18 protein-coding genes are annotated in these 17,162 nt (G+C 68.0%); 4 read left to right on the top strand and 14 right to left on the bottom strand.

The features are described from left to right. Positions 1-12: 12 nt before the first annotated feature. From pheT to EV647_RS26930, 4 genes are all read right to left on the bottom strand, one after another. A complete protein-coding gene (gene pheT, locus EV647_RS26945) occupies positions 13-2,595 on the bottom strand; it encodes a phenylalanine--tRNA ligase subunit beta (RefSeq protein WP_134007493.1) in 2,583 nt (860 codons plus the stop codon). Beyond that, positions 2,595-3,704, bottom strand: coding sequence for a phenylalanine--tRNA ligase subunit alpha (gene pheS / locus EV647_RS26940; protein ID WP_134007491.1), 1,110 nt, complete (start codon positions 3,702-3,704; stop codon positions 2,595-2,597). Before pheS ends, pheT begins: the two co-directional genes overlap by 1 nt. A 335-nt stretch (positions 3,705-4,039) precedes the next feature. Then, a complete protein-coding gene (locus EV647_RS26935) occupies positions 4,040-4,381 on the bottom strand; it encodes a hypothetical protein (protein WP_134007489.1) in 342 nt (113 codons plus the stop codon). Between the two features lie 105 nt (positions 4,382-4,486). Further along, a complete protein-coding gene (locus tag EV647_RS26930; RefSeq protein ID WP_238177404.1) occupies positions 4,487-6,010 on the bottom strand; it encodes an MFS transporter in 1,524 nt (507 codons plus the stop codon). A gap of 47 nt (positions 6,011-6,057) precedes the next feature. On the opposite strand from EV647_RS26930, the gene EV647_RS26925 reads away from it, so the two are divergent. Beyond that, the gene (locus tag EV647_RS26925; protein ID WP_134007485.1) at positions 6,058-6,771 is read left to right on the top strand and encodes a TetR/AcrR family transcriptional regulator; all 714 of its coding nucleotides are present in this window, start codon (positions 6,058-6,060) and stop codon (positions 6,769-6,771) included. Here the strand turns inward: EV647_RS26925 and EV647_RS26920 are convergent. The 6 genes from EV647_RS26920 to infC all read right to left on the bottom strand — a co-directional run bounded on the left by EV647_RS26920 (position 6,761) and on the right by infC (position 10,784). Next, entirely contained in the window at positions 6,761-7,468 is a 708-nt protein-coding gene (locus EV647_RS26920) for a hypothetical protein (RefSeq protein WP_134007483.1), read from the bottom strand. The two genes, EV647_RS26925 and EV647_RS26920, sit on opposite strands and share 11 nt — an antisense overlap. A gap of 163 nt (positions 7,469-7,631) precedes the next feature. After that, the gene (locus EV647_RS26915) at positions 7,632-8,528 is read right to left on the bottom strand and encodes a CehA/McbA family metallohydrolase (RefSeq protein WP_166680438.1); all 897 of its coding nucleotides are present in this window, start codon (positions 8,526-8,528) and stop codon (positions 7,632-7,634) included. Continuing rightward, the gene (locus EV647_RS26910; RefSeq protein WP_134007481.1) at positions 8,525-9,328 is read right to left on the bottom strand and encodes an RNA methyltransferase; all 804 of its coding nucleotides are present in this window, start codon (positions 9,326-9,328) and stop codon (positions 8,525-8,527) included. Before EV647_RS26910 ends, EV647_RS26915 begins: the two co-directional genes overlap by 4 nt. A 28-nt stretch (positions 9,329-9,356) precedes the next feature. Continuing rightward, positions 9,357-9,746, bottom strand: coding sequence for a 50S ribosomal protein L20 (gene rplT / locus EV647_RS26905; protein ID WP_131296281.1), 390 nt, complete (start codon positions 9,744-9,746; stop codon positions 9,357-9,359). An 83-nt stretch (positions 9,747-9,829) separates the two neighbouring features. Continuing rightward, positions 9,830-10,024 (bottom strand): 50S ribosomal protein L35, encoded by a 195-nt coding sequence (gene rpmI / locus EV647_RS26900; RefSeq protein WP_130383713.1) that lies wholly within the window; start codon positions 10,022-10,024, stop codon positions 9,830-9,832. A gap of 82 nt (positions 10,025-10,106) precedes the next feature. Further along, entirely contained in the window at positions 10,107-10,784 is a 678-nt protein-coding gene (gene infC / locus EV647_RS26895) for a translation initiation factor IF-3 (RefSeq protein ID WP_238156848.1), read from the bottom strand. A 345-nt stretch (positions 10,785-11,129) separates the two neighbouring features. On the opposite strand from infC, the gene EV647_RS26890 reads away from it, so the two are divergent. Both EV647_RS26890 and EV647_RS26885 read left to right on the top strand, forming a co-directional pair. Further along, positions 11,130-11,510 (top strand): DUF1844 domain-containing protein, encoded by a 381-nt coding sequence (locus EV647_RS26890; RefSeq protein ID WP_133785356.1) that lies wholly within the window; start codon positions 11,130-11,132, stop codon positions 11,508-11,510. A gap of 49 nt (positions 11,511-11,559) precedes the next feature. After that, entirely contained in the window at positions 11,560-12,537 is a 978-nt protein-coding gene (locus tag EV647_RS26885; protein ID WP_134007479.1) for an aldo/keto reductase, read from the top strand. Here EV647_RS26885 and EV647_RS26880 read toward each other — a convergent pair. After that, positions 12,522-12,896: a MerR family transcriptional regulator gene (locus tag EV647_RS26880; RefSeq protein WP_134007477.1), complete on the bottom strand. Its 375-nt coding sequence runs from the start codon at positions 12,894-12,896 to the stop codon at positions 12,522-12,524. The two genes, EV647_RS26885 and EV647_RS26880, sit on opposite strands and share 16 nt — an antisense overlap. Before the next feature lie 53 nt (positions 12,897-12,949). On the opposite strand from EV647_RS26880, the gene EV647_RS26875 reads away from it, so the two are divergent. Then, the gene (locus tag EV647_RS26875) at positions 12,950-13,810 is read left to right on the top strand and encodes a phosphotransferase (protein WP_238177403.1); all 861 of its coding nucleotides are present in this window, start codon (positions 12,950-12,952) and stop codon (positions 13,808-13,810) included. Positions 13,811-13,996: 186 nt separating this feature from the next. Here the strand turns inward: EV647_RS26875 and EV647_RS26870 are convergent, their stop codons facing one another. From EV647_RS26870 to EV647_RS26860, 3 genes are read right to left on the bottom strand one after another with little or no spacing between them, the layout of a single operon-like run. After that, complete coding sequence (locus EV647_RS26870; RefSeq protein ID WP_134007475.1) at positions 13,997-14,908, bottom strand: carbohydrate ABC transporter permease; 912 nt, start codon at positions 14,906-14,908, stop codon at positions 13,997-13,999. Further along, entirely contained in the window at positions 14,905-15,783 is an 879-nt protein-coding gene (locus EV647_RS26865) for a carbohydrate ABC transporter permease (RefSeq protein ID WP_134007473.1), read from the bottom strand. Before EV647_RS26865 ends, EV647_RS26870 begins: the two co-directional genes overlap by 4 nt. Further along, entirely contained in the window at positions 15,783-17,078 is a 1,296-nt protein-coding gene (locus tag EV647_RS26860; RefSeq protein ID WP_134007471.1) for an ABC transporter substrate-binding protein, read from the bottom strand. The genes EV647_RS26865 and EV647_RS26860 overlap by 1 nt, the downstream gene beginning before the upstream one ends. Between the last annotated feature and the right edge of the window lie 84 nt (positions 17,079-17,162).

The following is a 17,162-nucleotide window of genomic DNA, read 5'->3' as shown; positions in this document are numbered from 1 at the left end:
GGCTCATGGTTCTCAGCCGACCCGTTGGACGGCGCCGAAGCGGTCGACGGTTACCTGGACGGCCGCCTGGCGGGCGTCGGCGACCTCGTTCTCCTTCAGCGTCCGGTCCGGCGCCCGGAACCGCAGCGCGAACGCGAGCGACTTCTTGCCCTCGCCGATCTGCTCACCGGTGTACACGTCGAACAGCCGGACCGACTCCAGCAGTTCACCCGCGCCTTCGGTCAGCGCCGCCTGTACGTCGGCCGCCGCGACCTCGGCCGGGACGATCAACGCCACGTCCTCCTTGGCCACCGGGTACGACGAGAACGGCTGGGCCGCGATTGACTCCGGACCCGCCGCGATCAACGCATCGAGATCCAGCTCGACCGCACTCGACCGAGCCGGCAGGCCGAACGCCTGACACACCTTCGGATGCAGCTCACCCGCGTGACCGACCACCATGCCGTCTGGGCCTCCGACCGAGAACTCCGCACACCGCCCCGGGTGCCACGGCGCGAGCTCCACGTTCTTCACGATCGGCTCGACCCCGACCACCGACGCGATCAGCCGCGCGATCTGCACCGCGTCGGCCCATCCGGCCGGGCGGCCCTTGCCCCACCATCCGGTCGGGGCCAGCGCACCGGTCAGCACCACACCGACGTGCAGCGGCTGATCCGGGAGTGCGTCGTACAGCGACTGGACCTCGGCGTCGCTCGGACGGTGCGCGACCGACGGGAGCGGCGCGGCCTTCGTCTCCGCCTTCGGCAGGAACACCAGGCCGGTCTGGAAGATCGCCAGGTCGTTCGCGCCACGGCCGACATTGCGCTCGGCGGTCCGGAGCAGGGTCGCGAGCAGGGTCGTCTGCATCGACGGCTCTTCGTCGGAGATCGGGTTGACGAGCTTGACCGTCGTACGGCGGACGTCGTCGGCCGGGAGGCCCATCGCGTCGAAGTCGGCGGCACCCGTGAACGGGTACGACACCACCTCGGTCAGGCCCGCCCCGACGAGCGCGGTCGCCACCCGGCGACGCCGGCGCTGCGAAACCGTCAGCCCCTGCCCACCCGGCGCGGCCGGCAGGACCGACGGCACGTTGTCGAACCCGAACAACCGGATGACTTCTTCGGCGAAGTCGTTGGGGTCCCGCAGGTCCGGCCGCCACGACGGCGGAGTCACCGTCAACAGATCGTCACCCTCGACGTGGGTGGACCCGACGGTGGTGACGCCGACCTCGGCCAACACGGGAGCGTGCGCACCCGCGGCCAACGGCGCCGCGACCGCATCCGCCGCCGCAGCCTCGATCGTGCAGCCCACCGAAGCCAGGTGCCGAACCGTCTCGTCGAGCGTGATCACAGCACCCGCCACGCGAGCTGCATGGTCGGCGCGGATCGTGACGGGGGCCGGCTTCGGGTGGGTGTCGACGACGGTCTCGTCCGGGAGGATCGTGCCGCCCGCGTATTCGGCCAGCAGGTCCGCGACGCGCTGGGCGGCGTACCGCGGCAGGTTCGGGTCGACCTCGCGCTCGAACCGGCGCGACGCCTCCGACGAGAGCTTGTGCCGGCGCGACGCCCGCGCGATCACGATCGGGTCGAAGTGCGCGGCCTCGATCACCACGTCCGTGGTGGCGTCGGAGATCTCCGTCGACGCACCGCCCATCACACCGGCGACACCGATCGGACCGGAGTCGTCGGTGATCAGCAGGTCCTCGGCGTCCAGCTCACGCGTCTGGTCGTCCAGCGTCATCAGCTTCTCGCCGGCGTTCGCCCGCCGTACGACGATCTCGCCCGACAGCCGCGCCTTGTCGTAGGTGTGGATCGGCTGACCGAGCTCGAGCATCACGTAGTTCGCGACGTCGACCCCGATCGAGATCGGCCGCATCCCGGCCGCGAGCAGCCGCTTCTGCATCCACCGCGGCGACAACGCCGTCGCGTCGATCCCGGTCACGGTCCGCGTGACGAACACACTGCATGCCTTGGCGTCGTCGACCCGCACCGGGTAGCCGTTCTCCCCGGAGCCGGTGAGAGTCAGGTCAGCCGGGTCCTTCAGCGATACGCCGTACGCCGTCGCCGCCTCGCGCGCGACACCACGGATCGACAGGCAGTACCCACGATCCGGCGTCACCGCGATGTCCAGTACGTCGTCCCGCAGCGCCAGCAACTCGATCGCGTCGTCGCCCGGTGTGGCCTCGCCCGGCTCCAGCACGACGATGCCGTGCGTGCCGTCGTCACCGAGACCGAGCTCGGCGCTCGAGCAGATCATGCCGTTCGACACGTGCCCGTAGGTCTTCCGCGCCGAGATCGCGAACCCGCCCGGCAGCACCGCACCCGGCAGCACGACGACCACGAGATCACCGACCTCGAAGTTGTGCGCACCGCAGACGACCCACTGCGGCTCGTCCTTGCCGATGTCGAGCGAGCACCAGCGGATCGTCTTGCCGTTCTTCTGCGGCTCGTTCTCGTACGTGAGAACCTTGCCGACCACGAGCGGGCCGGTCAGATCGGACTCCTCGACGGTCTCCACCTCGAGTCCGGCCCGGATCAGCTGCTCCGCGACCTGGCGGCCGGTGACGTCAGCCGCCAGGTCGACGTACTCACGAAGCCATGACAGTGGGACCCGCATCAGATCTCCATCCCGAACTGGCGGCTGAACCGCACGTCACCCTCGACCATGTCCCGCATGTCCTCGACACCGTTGCGGAACATCAGCGTCCGCTCCAGGCCCATGCCGAAGGCGAAACCGGAGTACCGGTCGGTGTCGATACCGTTGGCCTGCAGGACCCGCGGGTTCACGACGCCGCAGCCGCCCCACTCGATCCAGCCCTCGCTGCCACAGGTCCGGCACGGCCGGTCCGGGTTGCCGACGGAGGCGCCGCGGCAGACGAAACACTTCAGGTCCACCTCGGCCGACGGCTCGGTGAACGGGAAGAAGTTCGGCCGCAGCCGCGCCTCCAGACCTTCACCGAACATCGAGACGACGAAGTGGTCGAGCGTGCCCTTCAGGTGCGCGAGCGTGATGCCTTCGTCCACCACCAGGCCCTCGACCTGGTAGAAGACCGGCGTGTGCGTCGCGTCCAGCTCGTCGGTGCGGAACACGCGACCCGGGCAGATCACGTAGATCGGCGGCTTCCGGGACAGCATCGACCGCGCCTGCACCGGCGACGTGTGAGTCCGCAGGACCTTGCCGGAGCCGGCCGGCTCGACGAAGAAGGTGTCTTGCATCTGCCGCGCCGGGTGGTCGGGCTGGAAGTTCAGGGCGTCGAAGTTCAGCCACTCGGCCTCGACCTCGGGGCCCTCCGCGACATCCCAGCCGAGCGCGGTGAACACGTCCGCGACCTGCTCGGAGATCAGCGACAGCGGGTGCCGCGCGCCGAGCTGCGGGGTGTGCCACGGCAGCGTCACGTCAACCCGCTCGGTGGCCAGCATCTGCTCCTCGTGCTCGGCCTCGAGCACCGCGAGCCGGGACGCGAACCCCTCGTTGATCGCCTTCCGCGCGGCGCCGATCCGCTGACCGGCCTCCTTGCGGGCCTGCGGCGGCAGGGCGCCGATCTCCCGGTTGGCGAGCACGATCGGCGACTTGTCGCCGAGGTGCACGGTCTTGGCCTCCTGCAAGGCAGCCAGATCGGCCGCCTCGGTAAACGCCGTCAGCGCCTCGTCGCGGGTCCGCTCCACCTCTTCGGCATGCAGCGGCGTCACTTCGACCGGGTCGTAATCAGTGTTGGGACCGGACATGGCTCGCTCTCGGGTTGATACGTCTGCGGATTGCAGTCTAAGAACCCAACCCCCAAGACCGTGAATCGCCCGTCCACAACCACCCCACCCGAGGGCTTGGGGAGGCTTTTACTCCCGGATCGGCACAAAACCCTCCCCAACCCACTACACAGCAACCGAGCAGCCGTGAGGGGCGCCCGACCAGCCGCGGAACCTCGATCTTCGCTTCTGTCCTCCATGCCCAAGAACCTGCACTCGTCCCACCGCCCTCCGCCCCGCCGCTTCCTCTCCTGTGGACAGCGGACTTGGGGAGAGTTCCTTCCCGATTCGGCACGAAAATCTCCCCAAGCCGAGGGTTAGCCCAGGCGGTGCCTGGCGCGGATTGCTCCGACCAGGACGCCGGCCCCCGCTAGGAGCGCGCCTACGCCGATGGGGATGAAGAAGGTCGGGTAGTCGACAACTGCGGCGGGATCCGCCCATGGCTCGTGGCCTGGCTCGGGCTCCGCGAGGATCAGGCACACCGCCCCGGCCACGTCGTACACGGTCGCCAGGACGACCGCCAGGATCGCGAGACCTCGCGCCCACTTCAGCACGAACCGGTTCCCGCGGGACCGCCCGAACAGCATCGTGCCGAGGGCGATCGGGAGCAGGATGAACAACGACATCAGGACCAGGTTCGCGATCCCCTGATCAGACACAGGCCCTCCAGCGGAACGCGCCGGCCGGTGTCGTCGCGTGGGAACGGGTCGGCCACCGTCGCGTCATACCTGCATGCTGTCAGCGCCCGGTGTCAAAGCCCGGTGTCAGCGCACTGCGTCGTCAACCGCCGGAGCTGCCTCCTGCACCTTCTTCTCGCCCTTCGGGAGGACTGCCAGCGCGACCACTGCCCCGGCGACCGCGCCGATCGCGCCGACCGTCATCGCGATGGACATGGCGTCGACGAAGGCGTGCTTGGCCGCGCCGAGGAAGTCCGGGCCGAGCGCGATGGTGTCGGCGATCGACTTGCGGGCCGCCTCCGGAACGGCGTCCGGCAGGGCCGACGAGTACGCCGCGGCGAGCACACTGCCCAGTACGGCGACCGACAGCGCGGCACCCGTCTGCTGCACGGTGTCGTTCATCGCCGAGCCGACACCGCGGTGCTCCGGCGGAACGGCCTGCATCAACAGCGTGTACGCCGCCGGACCGGCCAGGCCACCGCCGATCCCCATCACCAGCAGGCCGATGATCAACAATCCGTACCCGCTCGTGTCGGACACCTGGGTCAGGATGCCGAAGCTGCCCGCGATGATCAGCAGACCGATCGAGATCAGCGTCCGGTCCGCGATCTTCTTCCCGAGCGTCGCTCCGAGGCCGTTGAACAGCGCCGCGGACAGCGCATACGGGATCAGCGCCAGGCCGGCCTTCAGCGGCGTGTACCCGAGCGCGAACTGCAGGTACTGCGTCAACGCCAGCAGCAAACCGCCCGCGGTGAACGACAGCAGCACGATCGAGAAACTCGTACCACTGAACCGCCGGTCCTTGAACAGCGCCAACGGCACCATCGGATGCGCACTGCGCTTCTCCCACAACGCGAACGCGGTCAACGCGACCACACCGACCGCGAGCGCGCCGAGCACCCGCCCGGAGCCCCAGCCGTGCAGCGGGATCGAGACGATCGCCCAGACGATCGACGCCATACCGACGATCGTCAGGATGGCGCCCGCCGGGTCGACGTCGCGCGCCGGGCCCTTCGACTCCGGGATCAGCGCCAGCGTGCCGATGATCGCCAGGATCGCGATCGGCACGTTCAGCCAGAAGATGGAGCCCCACCAGAAGTGGTTCAGCAGTACGCCGCCGACCGTCGGGCCGGCCACCACGCCCACCATCGCGACCATCGACCAGCCCGCCATCGCCTTGCGCTGCTCCTCCGGCGGGAACACCGTGAACAGCAGCGACAGCGTGCTCGGCATCAGCAACGAGCCGCCGACCCCCATCAGGCCGCGGCACGCGATCAGTTGCCACGGGTTCTCGGCCAGGGTCGCCAGCAGCGACGCCAGGCCGAACACCACCAGCCCGAGCAGCAGCATCTTTCGCCGGCCGAACCGGTCGGAGAGGCTTCCGGCGGTCAGCAGCAGTCCCGCGAACGCCAGGATGTACGCGTCGATCACCCACTGGATGTCCGCGGGCGTCGCGCCCAGATCGCGCATCAGCGACGGGATCGCCAGGTTGAGCACGGTGTTGTCGACGACCAGCACCATCAGGCTCAGACACAGGATCAACAGGATCCACCAGCGCCGGGGATGCCCCTCGGTGGTGGCGGCTTCAGACTCGAACGGTGTACTAGTCACTCGCACACTGTACGACGATCTCGTACAGTGTGCGAGCCCTTTGTAGGATGGTCGGTGTGAAGGACTCGATCTGGACCCGCGAACGCAAGGCCACCTCTCCCCGGGAGACCCTCAGCCGGAAGCAGATCGTGGCGGCCGCGATGGACATCCTCGACACGGAGGGCGTCTCCGGGCTGAGCATGCGCAAACTGGCCGCCAAGCTGGTGGCTGGTGCGACCAGCATCTACTGGTACGTCGACACCAAGGACGACCTGATCGACCTGCTGATCGACGAGGTCTGGGGCGAGATCGACGTACCCGAGCCAGAGCTCGCCGGATGGCGAGCCGGTGCGCTGCTGTTCGGGCACAGCCTGCGATCCGCCGTACTGCGGCACCCGTGGCTGCCCGAGGTGATGTACACCCGCCCGAGCATCGGCCCGAACGCGATGTCGATGGGCTCCCGCGGCCTGGTCCTGTTCGGTGCCGCCGGCTTCTCCGAGCACGAGATCGACCTCGCGATGGGCAGCGTGATGTCGTACGTCCTCGGCACGGTCAGCGCCGAGGTCGCCACCCGCGAGATGGTCCGCAAGTCCGGCCGCTCCGAGGAGAACTGGGTCAGCGAGATCCTGGAACAGGCCCAATCGGTCGCGAGCGACTACCCAGAGATGCAGAAGTCGGTACGCCGCCGTACCGCGATGGACCTCGACGCCGGCCTCACCGAAAACTTCGTCTTCGGCCTGGACGCCCTCCTCGACGGCCTCGAGTCCCGCGTCAAGAAGTGAGCCCGAACCAGGGCTCCTTGGCGAGTTCGGTCAGCAGCACCTCGCGATCGCCGTCCTGGGCGACCTGCTTCGTGAGCTCCTCGGCCCGGCGAAGCTCGGCCAGCGCCTGATCACGCGAGCCGATCGCCGCGAGCGCCCGAGCGAGCGCCTCCCGCGCGAAGGGCTCGTCCCAGTCGGCCATCTGCTCCGGGAACGCCTGCACGAGTTCGAGACAGCGGCGGGCGTGCCGCAGTCCGATCTCGGTCCTGCCGATCCGCAATGCGACCCGCGCGATCAGGTGCTCGCCGCGGGCGTGGTTGGCCTCATTCCCGGCTTCGAGCCAGTGCAGGCAGGCGGCGTACGCGCCGTACAGCAACCGCTCCTGGTCGAGCAGCGGACTGTTCTCGTCGATCTGCTCGAGCAGGTCCCAGGTCTCGTTGTTCAGCTCGACGCCGAAGTACCGGTGCAGCTCCCGGCCCTCGACGAGCTCCGTGGCCACCTTCTCCATCAGCTCCTGCCAGCTGGCCAGTCCGTACTCGCGGGCGATGGTCAACTGCGCATCCCGCAACGTGAAGCCCGCCTCGTCGTACGACGGGTGGTGTGCGCGGGCCCGCTCGATCGCATCGGGCCTGCCCTTGGCGACTGCCTTACGGAGCTCCTTCGCCCGGGCGCGCAACTGACTGAGACTCGCCTTCGCGGGCAGCGGCATGGTCGACATCGACGGTCCTTCCAGGACAACCCGCTCCGCTGAACCAGGCCGTCCCGAAGGATCACCGGCCATCTTCGAAGGTCCTGCCGTTCCAGGTGCACTCGGTGCTTGCCGCGGAGAGGAGGCGCCCTGGCGCGCGCTACCCAAACGCTGACACGCCCCCACCCCAACGTCAACCGCGGCCAAGGTGGATCGGGTTGGTCCAGGCTCGGGCGCCGGATGTGTCTTCGGTAGTGATGCGGCAGTGGGTATTGCGGAACAGGCCTAGGGGGAACGTGCACTCGGTGAGGTTGGTGCCTTGGATTACCTCGGCGCCGGGGTGGCCGCCGGTCAGGAGGATCTTGGTGGCGGGTGAGCAGTGGACGGTGATCTCGTCGCCTTCGATGCGTACGTCGTACAGCTCGGGGCCTGTGCTGGAGTAGAAGTGGCCGGCCTTCAACGCGATCAGGAGGGCGTCCGGGTCGAGGGTTTCGGCGCGGACGTGGATCCAGGCCTGGCAGGGTGGCGGGTCCTGGGGTTGCAGGTGAGCGTCATCGGCGGCGTACGTCGTCAGTCGGTGACCGCGGTTCAGGAGGACATCGGTGAGGTGCCAACTGTCGCCGCGGTTCTCGCGGTCGGACAGTGCGTTGTAGACCTCGACCGAGTGGGCCGCGTCCAGGCTCTCCGCGTCGACGGCCGTCAGCAGCGACGCCGACGGATGCGCCATCCCGATCCACGCGCCCGCGGCCCGCGCGCGACGCGCGAGCTCAGGCCCGGTCTCCGTCTCGTCCGGTGCCGCGAAGTCCAGCGGCAGTCCGACCGCCACGATGTGCCACGCCTGGCCGGCCTCGGTTCGCGGCGCGTGCAACTCGGCGCCGATCAGCGTGGTGAACCCGTCCGACCGCAGCTCCCGCGTGTCCGTCATCGGGAATCCGTACTCCGCGCGGAAGTGATCGGTAATCGCCACGAAGTCGTACCCGGCATCCCGGTAGACCTGCGCGGTCTCGGCCGGCGACAACGCCCCGTCGGACAGGTTCGAGTGCGTGTGCAGGTTCCCGCGCCAGAACCGCCCCGGCAGATCGAAGATCACCGGCGCTGCGCCCGGGCCGAGGCGTACAGGCAGACCGCGGCGGCGGTGGCCAGGTTGAGCGACTCGGCGCGGCCGTAGATCGGGACCCTCACCGAATGGTCGACGAGAGTGTTGATGCCGTCCGGCAAGCCGTGGGCCTCGTTGCCGAACAGCCACACGGTCGGCTTCGCGAGGGTTCCGTCGTCGATGCAGGTGTCCAGGTCGGTCGCGCCGTACCCGTCGGCGGCGAGCACCTGCAGGCCGTGCTCACGCCAGGTCTGCACCGCCGCGACGATGTCGACGTCCGTGCTGATCGGCACATGGAAGATGCTGCCGACGCTGGCCCGGACCGCCTTCGGGTTGTGCGGGTCGACGGACTCCGACGTCAGTACGACGGCATCCGCGCCGGCCGCGTCCGCCGTACGGATCAAGGTGCCGACGTTGCCGGGGTCGCGGACCTGGACGCCGGCGGCGACGAGCTTGAACGAGCTGTCCGGCAGCGGAACGGTCACCAGCGAGCAGACCGCAACGACCCCTTGTGAGGTGACGGTCTCGCTCAAGCTTTCGACGGCGGCGCGATCGACCTCGAACCACGGGACGCCGGCCGCCACGGCGAGGTCGTAGAGGTCACGATGCCGGGTCGCCAGCGCGGGTTCGGCGTACACCTCGACCACGAGCTCGCGATGTTCGAGAGCCTCCCGGACTGCCTGTGGGCCTTCGACCAGGAAGCGGCCGGTCTTGCGCCGGAACGCACGAGTGGCGAGCCGCCGGGCCTGTTTGATCCGCGCGGATTGCGCGGTCAGCAGACCGGGACTCGCCACTTCGGGTGTGCTACTCGCGGGGTGGAGCTCAGGCCGCGTCGGTCTTCGGCGCGTTCACGTCGGCCGGCAGGGCGGCCTTGGCCACCTGCACGAGCGCGGAGAACGCGGCCGGGTCGTTGACGGCGAGGTCGGCGAGGATCTTGCGGTCCACCTCGACCTCGGCCAGGCGCAGACCCTGGATGAAGCGGTTGTAGGTCAGGTCCTCGGCGCGGACCGCGGCGTTGATGCGCTGGATCCACAGCTTCCGGAAGTCGCCCTTGCGCGCCTTGCGGTCACGGTAGGCGTAGACGAGCGAGTGGGTGACCTGCTCCTTCGCCTTGCGGTACAGCCGCGAGCGCTGGCCGCGGTAACCGCTGGCCTGCTCGAGTACGACCCGGCGCTTCTTGTGGGCGTTGACTGCCCGCTTCACGCGTGCCATGAGGTGTTACTCCTTGTATTTCTGCGCCGGAGACAGGATCGCCCACGCGGCGGGGGATGTTCGGGAGGGGCGAGGCAGGGGCCTCAGATGCCGAGAAGCTTCTTGGCCTTCTTGACGTACGCCGGGGCGACCTCGACGGTGCCGGACAGGCGGCGCTTGCGCTTCGAGGACTTCGCCTCGGCGAGGTGGCGGACACCGGTCTGCTCACGACGGATCTTGCCCGACCCGGTGACCCGGACGCGCTTCTTCATCCCCGAGTGGGTCTTCATCTTCGGCATGGCTGTGTGCTCCTGGTTTTCTTCGTTGACTCGATCGTCGGTACGACGGGCTCCGGCTGCCTCGGGCGGCCGGAGCGTTCCGTCACTCCGGGTCGAGGTTGTCGGCCGGACCCTTCGGCTTCTTGGTGACTCCGGCGGCGCGTTCGGCCTCGTGGGCCTGAACCTGCTCGGCACGCTGTGCGCGCTCGGCCTCTTCCTCGGCCTCGCGCTCGGCCTTCCGCTGCGCCTTCTCGGCTTCCACGTCCACGCGCGCTTCGGACTTCTTCTTGTGCGGTCCGAGCACCATGATCATGTTCCGGCCGTCCTGACGCGGCGACGACTCGACGAAGCCGAGCTCGGTCACGTCTTCGGCCAGCCGCTGCAGCAACCGGAAGCCGAGCTCCGGCCTGGACTGCTCACGACCGCGGAACATGATGGTGATCTTGACCTTGTCCCCGGCCTTCAGGAACCGCACCACGTGACCCTTCTTGGTCTCGTAGTCGTGCGGGTCGATCTTCGGCCGCAGCTTCATCTCTTTGATGATGGTGTTGGTCTGGTTCCGGCGGGACTCGCGCGCCTTCTGCGCGGTCTCGTACTTGTACTTGCCGAAATCCATCAACTTGCAGACCGGAGGCCGGGCGGTTGCGGCGACCTCGACCAGGTCGAGATCGGCTTCCTGGGCCAGCCGAAGTGCGTCCTCGATCCGAACGATGCCTACCTGCTCACCGTTCGGTCCGACCAGCCGCACCTCGGGAACGCGGATGCGCTCGTTGACGCGCAAATCAGTGGTGATGGGTCCTCCTGGGGTTGAACTCGTACTGGGTGCCACCTCGCGATCACCGCGAGCCCCGTGTAATCCCTGGGAAAACACAAAGGCCCTCGTGCGATCACACGAAGGCCCAATTCCCAGATGTACGACGGTCCGACCTTGCGGCTGGTACACCGTACTGTCGTTGTGATCCTCCGGATGTCCTCCAGTGGCTCTCAACATGACCGGGACCCGCCGACTGTTCATCGACTGGGTGGGAGGTGGCCCTCCGCTTAGACTCGAACCACGGGCGGTCCTGAACTATTCCGCTCAGGGGTCACCAATGGACCGGGTCGGTCGCCATGCAAGAGTAGCAGCATGACCGACGCAGATGCCACCTCACAGCCCGACCCCCTCTCGACCGCGTCCCGCGACATCGCCGAGGTCCCCGCCGTGGAGATCATCTCCACCGCCGCACTGCACCTGATGAGCGCCGCCGCCGTCAACCTCGGCCTCGCCGCGGACCTGCCGGACCACAAGGACCTCGACGAGGCCCGCTCGCTGATCGACTCGCTGGCCGGCCTCCTGGACGCCGCCGCTCCCGCGCTCGGCCACCACCACGCGGCGCCGTTGAAGGACGGCCTCCGCTCCCTCCAACTCGCGTTCCGCGAAGCCAGCACCATCCAGGACGAGGCCGGCCAAGGCCCCGGCGAGAAGTACACCGGCGCGGTGTACCCCTCGGCGACGCAGAGGTCTTGAGGCAGCGGGTCTTGAGCTGGAGTGCGGTCCAGCTCCTAGCGTCGGGGAGATGGACTACAAGAATCTCGGAACGACAGGCCTGAAGGTCAGCGAGCTCTGCCTGGGCGCGATGATGTTCGGCGACCGGACGGACGAGCAGGACAGCCGGAAGATCCTGCAGAAGTTCACCGACGTCGGCGGGACGTTCATCGACACTGCCGACGTGTACGGCGCCGGCGCGTCCGAGGAAGTGCTCGGACGCTGGCTGAAGACGCAGCAACGCTCCGACTACGTCATCGCCACCAAGGTCTGGGGACGGGTCGGTCCGCGGCCTACGGACCAAGGACTGTCCCGCAAGCACATCCTCGACGCGATCGACGCGAGCCTGCGGCGCCTCGGCACCGACTATGTCGATCTCTACCAGCTCCATCTCTGGGACGACAGCGTGCCGCTCACCGAGTCGCTGTCGACGCTGGACGGCCTCGTGCGGGCCGGCAAGGTCCGCTACATCGGAGTCAGCAACTTCCGCGGCTGGCAGCTGCAGAAGGCGGTGGACCTGTGCGCGCAGAACGGCTGGGAGCCGCTCTCCAGCCTCCAGCCGCTCTACACCTTGCTGGACCGCTCGCCCGAGTGGGAGCTGCTGCCGGTCTGCAAGAACGAGGGCCTCGGCGTCATCACCTGGTCGCCACTGCGCTCAGGCTGGCTGTCCGGCGCGTTCCGGCGCGGCATGACCGCACCACCCCAGGACAGCAAGGTCTCCACGCCCGGCACCCACTCGTGGGACCGCTATGCCAATGAGCACACATGGCACGTGATCGACGAGCTGACGGCGGTCGCGGCCGAGACCGGTCGCACACTCCCCCAGGTCGCTGTCCGCTGGCTGATGCAGCGTCCCGGCGTGACCGCGCCGATCATCGGTCCCCGGACGCCGGAGTACCTCGACGATCTCCTCGGGGCCGCGGAGTTCTCGCTCACGCCGGAGCACCAGGAACGACTCGACGTCGCCAGCCGGCCGGAGTCGGTCCCCTACCCCTACTTCTTCGACTGATCTGCCGCGCCACGGTAATGAGCGATCTTGTCGTCGAGTACGTCGAGGGCGACGTTCATCTTCGCGATCTCACCGTGGAGGCGGGACCGGTGCTCCTCGAGCAGCTCGACCACACCGGTCGGGCCGCCCGAGCGGTCCCGCAGCCGGCCCATCAACCGCTGCAGGTCGCTGATCCCCAGTCCGGCGTTCCGCAGGCACACCAGGAGCCCGACCCACGCCACGTCGTGGTCGCTGTAGACGCGGCGCCCCGCGGAAGTTCGACGTACCGGACCGAACAGTCCGAGACGTTCGTAGTAGCGCAGGGTGTCCAAACTCAGACCGGTGCGCTCGGAGGCCTCGGCCGGTGCGTACGTAGTCATGCGGTCCATCCTGCGACCTGGAGTGCACTCCAGGTCAACTACGGTGAGGCGCTGTGACTCATGACGGCATGCCGGCCCCGGTGGCGAAACTCGATGCGCAGCAGTTGCTGCGGGAGGTCAATCGGGCGAGCGGCGCGGGGCTGGAGTTCGTCGGGCAGGCGGGCGGAGGCGAGGTCGGTGCCGCGTTCGTGCGCTGGCCCGATGGGCGGGACGGCGTACTGACGCGCGGATTCGGTTCCCTGGCCGACCTTCGGCGTACGGCGGAGGTTCTCGAGGCAGCGCGGCGGGGCGGGCTGCCTGTCCCGCAGTACCAACTGCTGGCGGACCTGCCGGACGGCGTCGGCGTGGTGCAGGAGCGCCTGCCAGGACGACCACCGGAGACCGTCGACCGCGCGTTGCTGGAGTCGATGATCGCCCTGACCGACCACTTCACCGGGCTGGCCCCCGACCTGCCGGTCCCGTCGATGTACCTGCTCGAGAGCGGACCCGGCTTCTGTCTGCACGAGTCCCTCCAGCGGTACGACGACCGCACGCGGAGGCTCCTGGACCGGATCCACGAGGTCGGCCGGGACGAGCCGAGCGACATGACCGGCGACGACCTGGTGCACCTCGACTTCCACACCGGGAACGTTCTGACCGAGACCGGACAGATCACCGGGATCGTCGACTGGGACGGCATCGGCCGCGGCGACCGCCTGTTCGCGCTGGTCACCCTGCGGTTCGACGCCCACGTCCGTCTTCCCGACGCGGACCTGACCTGGTACGACGAACTCCTCGAGAACACGCTCAATCCCGCCGTACTGCGCCTCTACTGGGCCCACATGTCCTTGCGCCAGGTCGACTGGTCCATCCGCCACCACACCCCGTCCGCCACGACTCACTGGCTGGACCTCGCCGAGACCCGGATGCGCTGACAACCCGTTTCGGGCCTGGCCGAAAGGGCTCGATCTGGGCTACAACGGCACCGGCTGCGGCCCGGTTTACCGCGCCACCGGCGAGTACCTGCCGCACGACTACACGCCGATCAACTCGATCGTGCTCGTGCGGTAGTCCACGCGAAACAGCCGGCTCCGACCTGCACCAGGTCGGAGCCGGTTGCGCTATCCCTTGACGGCGCCTTCCTCGACGCCCTTGAAGAAGAAGCGTTGCAGGGTGGCGAAGACGATCACGATCGGGATGAACGCGATCATCGTGCCCGCCGCGATCAGCCGCGGGTTGTTGCTGAACGTGCCGGACAGGTACTGCAGGCCGACGGTCAGCGTGTATTTGTTCGGATCGGTCAGCACGATCAGCGGCCAGAGGAAGTCGTCCCAGGCGCCGATGAACGCGAAGATCGCGACCACGCTGATCGTCCCGCGCACCGACGGCAGGCCGATGTACAGGAACCGTTGCCACGCGTTCGCGCCGTCCACGACCGCAGCCTGGTCGACTTCGACCGGCAGCGACCGGAACGCGTTGTACATCAGCAAGACGTTCAGCGCACCGATCATCCCAGGCAGTGCGACGCCGAAGAGCGTGTTCGCCAGCCCGAACTCGCGGACCGTCACGTACTGCGAAATGATCGTGACCTCACCCGGCAGCACGAGGGTCGCCAGGAACAGCCCGAGGACGATCTTGCGGCCGCGGAACTGCAACCGGGACAAGGCGAACCCGGCCAGCGAGGAGCCGATCACGTTGCCGCCGACAACCAGGAACGCGACCACCAGCGAGTTCCGCGCGTAGTCCCAGACCGGGATGGTGTCGGTGACCTCCTTGTAGTGGTCGAACGTCGGCTGTGCCGGCAGCAGCCGCGGGATCCGGGTGTAGATGTCCTCCCCGGAGCCCTTCAGCGACGTCGACAGTTGCCAGAGGAACGGCCCGATCGTGATCAGCAGCACGAACACCAGCAACACGTACCGCGCGACCTTCTCCCGCGGCGACACCGAGTTGAACCCGGACGAACGCCGCCGCCGTACGGTCTTCGGCGCCTCAGGCGCAACAGCCGGCCGCGCCGGATCAGTGACAACACTCATGCTTCTGCTCCCCGGCGGTTGAGACGGGCCAGCACCAGCATCGGTACGACGGTGACGAAGAACAGCACGATCGACAAGGCCGACGCGTACCCGAGGTTGCCCTCGAAGCCCTGGCTGTACTGCTGGATCAGCATCACGACCGAGTTGTCCCGGCCACCCGGACCGCCCTTGCCGCCGCTGAGGATGAACAGCTCGGAGAACACCCGCAGCGCCGACACGGAGATCAGGATCGAGATCAGGATCATCGTCCCCCGTACGCCGGGGACGGTCACGTGCACGAACCGCCGCAGCGGCCCGGCGCCGTCGACCGCGGCCGCCTCGTGCAGTTCACGCCCGACGTTCCCGAGGGCGGCCAGATAGATGATCATGTAGTACCCGAGCCCCTTCCAGATCGTCAGACTGATTGCGCTGAGCAACAACAACCACTGGTCGGACAGGAACGGCAGCGGCCCGGAGATCACCCCGAGCTTCTCGGCCAGACCGTTGACCAGGCCGCGGTCGTCCAGGATCCACTGCCAGATCAGCGCCACCACGACCGCGGACGCCACCACCGGGGTGTAGAACGCGGTCCGGAAGAACGTGATCCCGGGCAGCTTCTTCTCCACCAGTACGGCGAGCAGCAACGGCAGGACGGTCAGGAACGGCAGGCAGACCACCATGTAGATGACGCTGTTCAGCAGCGCCCACCGCAACTGCTCGTCGTGCAGCAGGGTCTCGAAGTTCTTCAGCCCGACGAAGTGGCCGCCGCCGATCGGCTTGGCGTTCGTGAACGACAAGATGACGGTGTTGATCGACGGCCAGAGGTTGAACACCAGCAACCACGCGAGTGCTGGGATCACCAGCACCCACGGGGTGAACCAACGGTTGTAACGCATCACTGAGTGAGTAGCTGGTTGGCCTTGGCCACCGCGGCGTCGAGGGCTGCCTGGGACGAGATCTTGCCGGAGATCGCCAGCGAGATCTGCTGCCCGATGAAGTCGTTGGTCGCGCCGCTGATCACCGGCGGCTGCAGCACCTTGGCCTTGGCCAGCGACTGGAACGCGAGCACCTTCGCGTCACTCTCCGGCGTGCCGTCGGACTTGGAGAAGTACGGGTCGGAGGCGGAGGCCTTGGTGGACGGGAAGATGTTCACGATCTTCGCGAACGCGGCCTGGTTCTCGGCGTTGGTGACGAAGCGGGCGAGCGCGATCGCCGCGGCCTGGTTCTTGGACTTGGCCGAGACCGACAGCCCCTGCACGTACAGCGGCGGGGTGTCCAGCGCCGGCGACGGGACGACCTTGCCCTTCAGCGACGGGTTGTCCTTCACGAAGTCCTGGATCGCGTTGCCGCCGCCGGTGGTCCAGGCGACCTTGCCCTGGGTGAAGAGCTTGGAGTTGCCCAGGTACTCGTTGGTCAGGATGTCGCGCGGCATGTAGCCCGCCTTGTAGGCGTCGCGGTACTTGTCCAGCAGCGCGGCGGCCTCGGGGGTGTTGAAGGTGAACTTCTTGCCGTCGTCGGAGAGGATCTTGATCCCGGCGTTGGTGAAGTCGCCGATGCCCGGCAGCCGGCTCATCAGGTATTCCTTGCCGCCGGTCTTGTCGTGCATCGTCTTCGCGGCGGCGAGCAGCTCGTCGAAGGTCTTCGGCGGGTTCTTCACGTCCAGGCCGGCCGCGGCGAACTTGGTCGCGTTCCAGTAGTCGATGTCGGTGTTCAGGTACCACGGGTAGCCGAACGTGCCGTCCATCCCCTGGTACTGGTACGCCTGCACGCCGCCCTCGACGTACTCCTCGTTCAGCTTCGGGTCCGCGGCGGCGACGTCGAGCAGCATGTTCTGCTTGGCCAGGCTGAGGGCGAAGTCGGGCGGCAGGTTCGTGACGTCCGGAAGCTGGCCGGCCGAGGCCTGGCTCAGCACCTTCTTGTCGTAGCCGTCGCCGGGCTGGTCGAGCCAGGTGACGTGCGTGCCCGGGTACTTCGCCTCGAACGCCTTGATGACGCCTTCGACGTACGACGTGAACTTGGGCTTCAGCGCCCAGGTCTGGAAGCTGACCTCACCGGTCACCTGGGCTCCCGCGTCGACGGTCGGCTTGGCGCCGCCGCTGCTGCCCGAGTCCTCGGAACCGAGGCCGCAACCTGCGAGGGTGAGGGCGGCGGCGGCAAGACTTGCCACGAGCGCCGAACGGCGTCTACGCATGGGATCTCCTGGAATTGATAAACCGGTATAGCTCCCGAACTATCCACATCGTAGAATCCGCTGTCAAGGGCAGGAGGTACGACG

It is taken from the genome of Kribbella sp. VKM Ac-2566 (assembly GCF_004366005.1).
Taxonomy (GTDB): domain Bacteria; phylum Actinomycetota; class Actinomycetes; order Propionibacteriales; family Kribbellaceae; genus Kribbella; species Kribbella pratensis.
This window is presented reverse-complemented; position numbering and strand designations above follow the sequence as displayed.

Excerpts from the sequence above, each read along its gene's own strand:
- pheT (WP_134007493.1), bottom strand. The coding sequence starts at position 2,595 with ATGCGGGTCCCACTGTCATGGCTTCGTGAGTACGTCGACCTGGCGGCT.
- pheS (WP_134007491.1), bottom strand. The coding sequence starts at position 3,704 with ATGTCCGGTCCCAACACTGATTACGACCCGGTCGAAGTGACGCCGCTG.
- EV647_RS26925 (WP_134007485.1), top strand. The coding sequence starts at position 6,058 with ATGGTCGGTGTGAAGGACTCGATCTGGACCCGCGAACGCAAGGCCACC.
- EV647_RS26920 (WP_134007483.1), bottom strand. The coding sequence starts at position 7,468 with ATGTCGACCATGCCGCTGCCCGCGAAGGCGAGTCTCAGTCAGTTGCGC.
- rplT (WP_131296281.1), bottom strand. The coding sequence starts at position 9,746 with ATGGCACGCGTGAAGCGGGCAGTCAACGCCCACAAGAAGCGCCGGGTC.
- rpmI (WP_130383713.1), bottom strand. The coding sequence starts at position 10,024 with ATGCCGAAGATGAAGACCCACTCGGGGATGAAGAAGCGCGTCCGGGTC.
- EV647_RS26890 (WP_133785356.1), top strand. The coding sequence starts at position 11,130 with ATGACCGACGCAGATGCCACCTCACAGCCCGACCCCCTCTCGACCGCG.
- EV647_RS26885 (WP_134007479.1), top strand. The coding sequence starts at position 11,560 with ATGGACTACAAGAATCTCGGAACGACAGGCCTGAAGGTCAGCGAGCTC.
- EV647_RS26880 (WP_134007477.1), bottom strand. The coding sequence starts at position 12,896 with ATGACTACGTACGCACCGGCCGAGGCCTCCGAGCGCACCGGTCTGAGT.
- EV647_RS26870 (WP_134007475.1), bottom strand. The coding sequence starts at position 14,908 with ATGAGTGTTGTCACTGATCCGGCGCGGCCGGCTGTTGCGCCTGAGGCG.
- EV647_RS26865 (WP_134007473.1), bottom strand. The coding sequence starts at position 15,783 with ATGCGTTACAACCGTTGGTTCACCCCGTGGGTGCTGGTGATCCCAGCA.
- EV647_RS26860 (WP_134007471.1), bottom strand. The coding sequence starts at position 17,078 with ATGCGTAGACGCCGTTCGGCGCTCGTGGCAAGTCTTGCCGCCGCCGCC.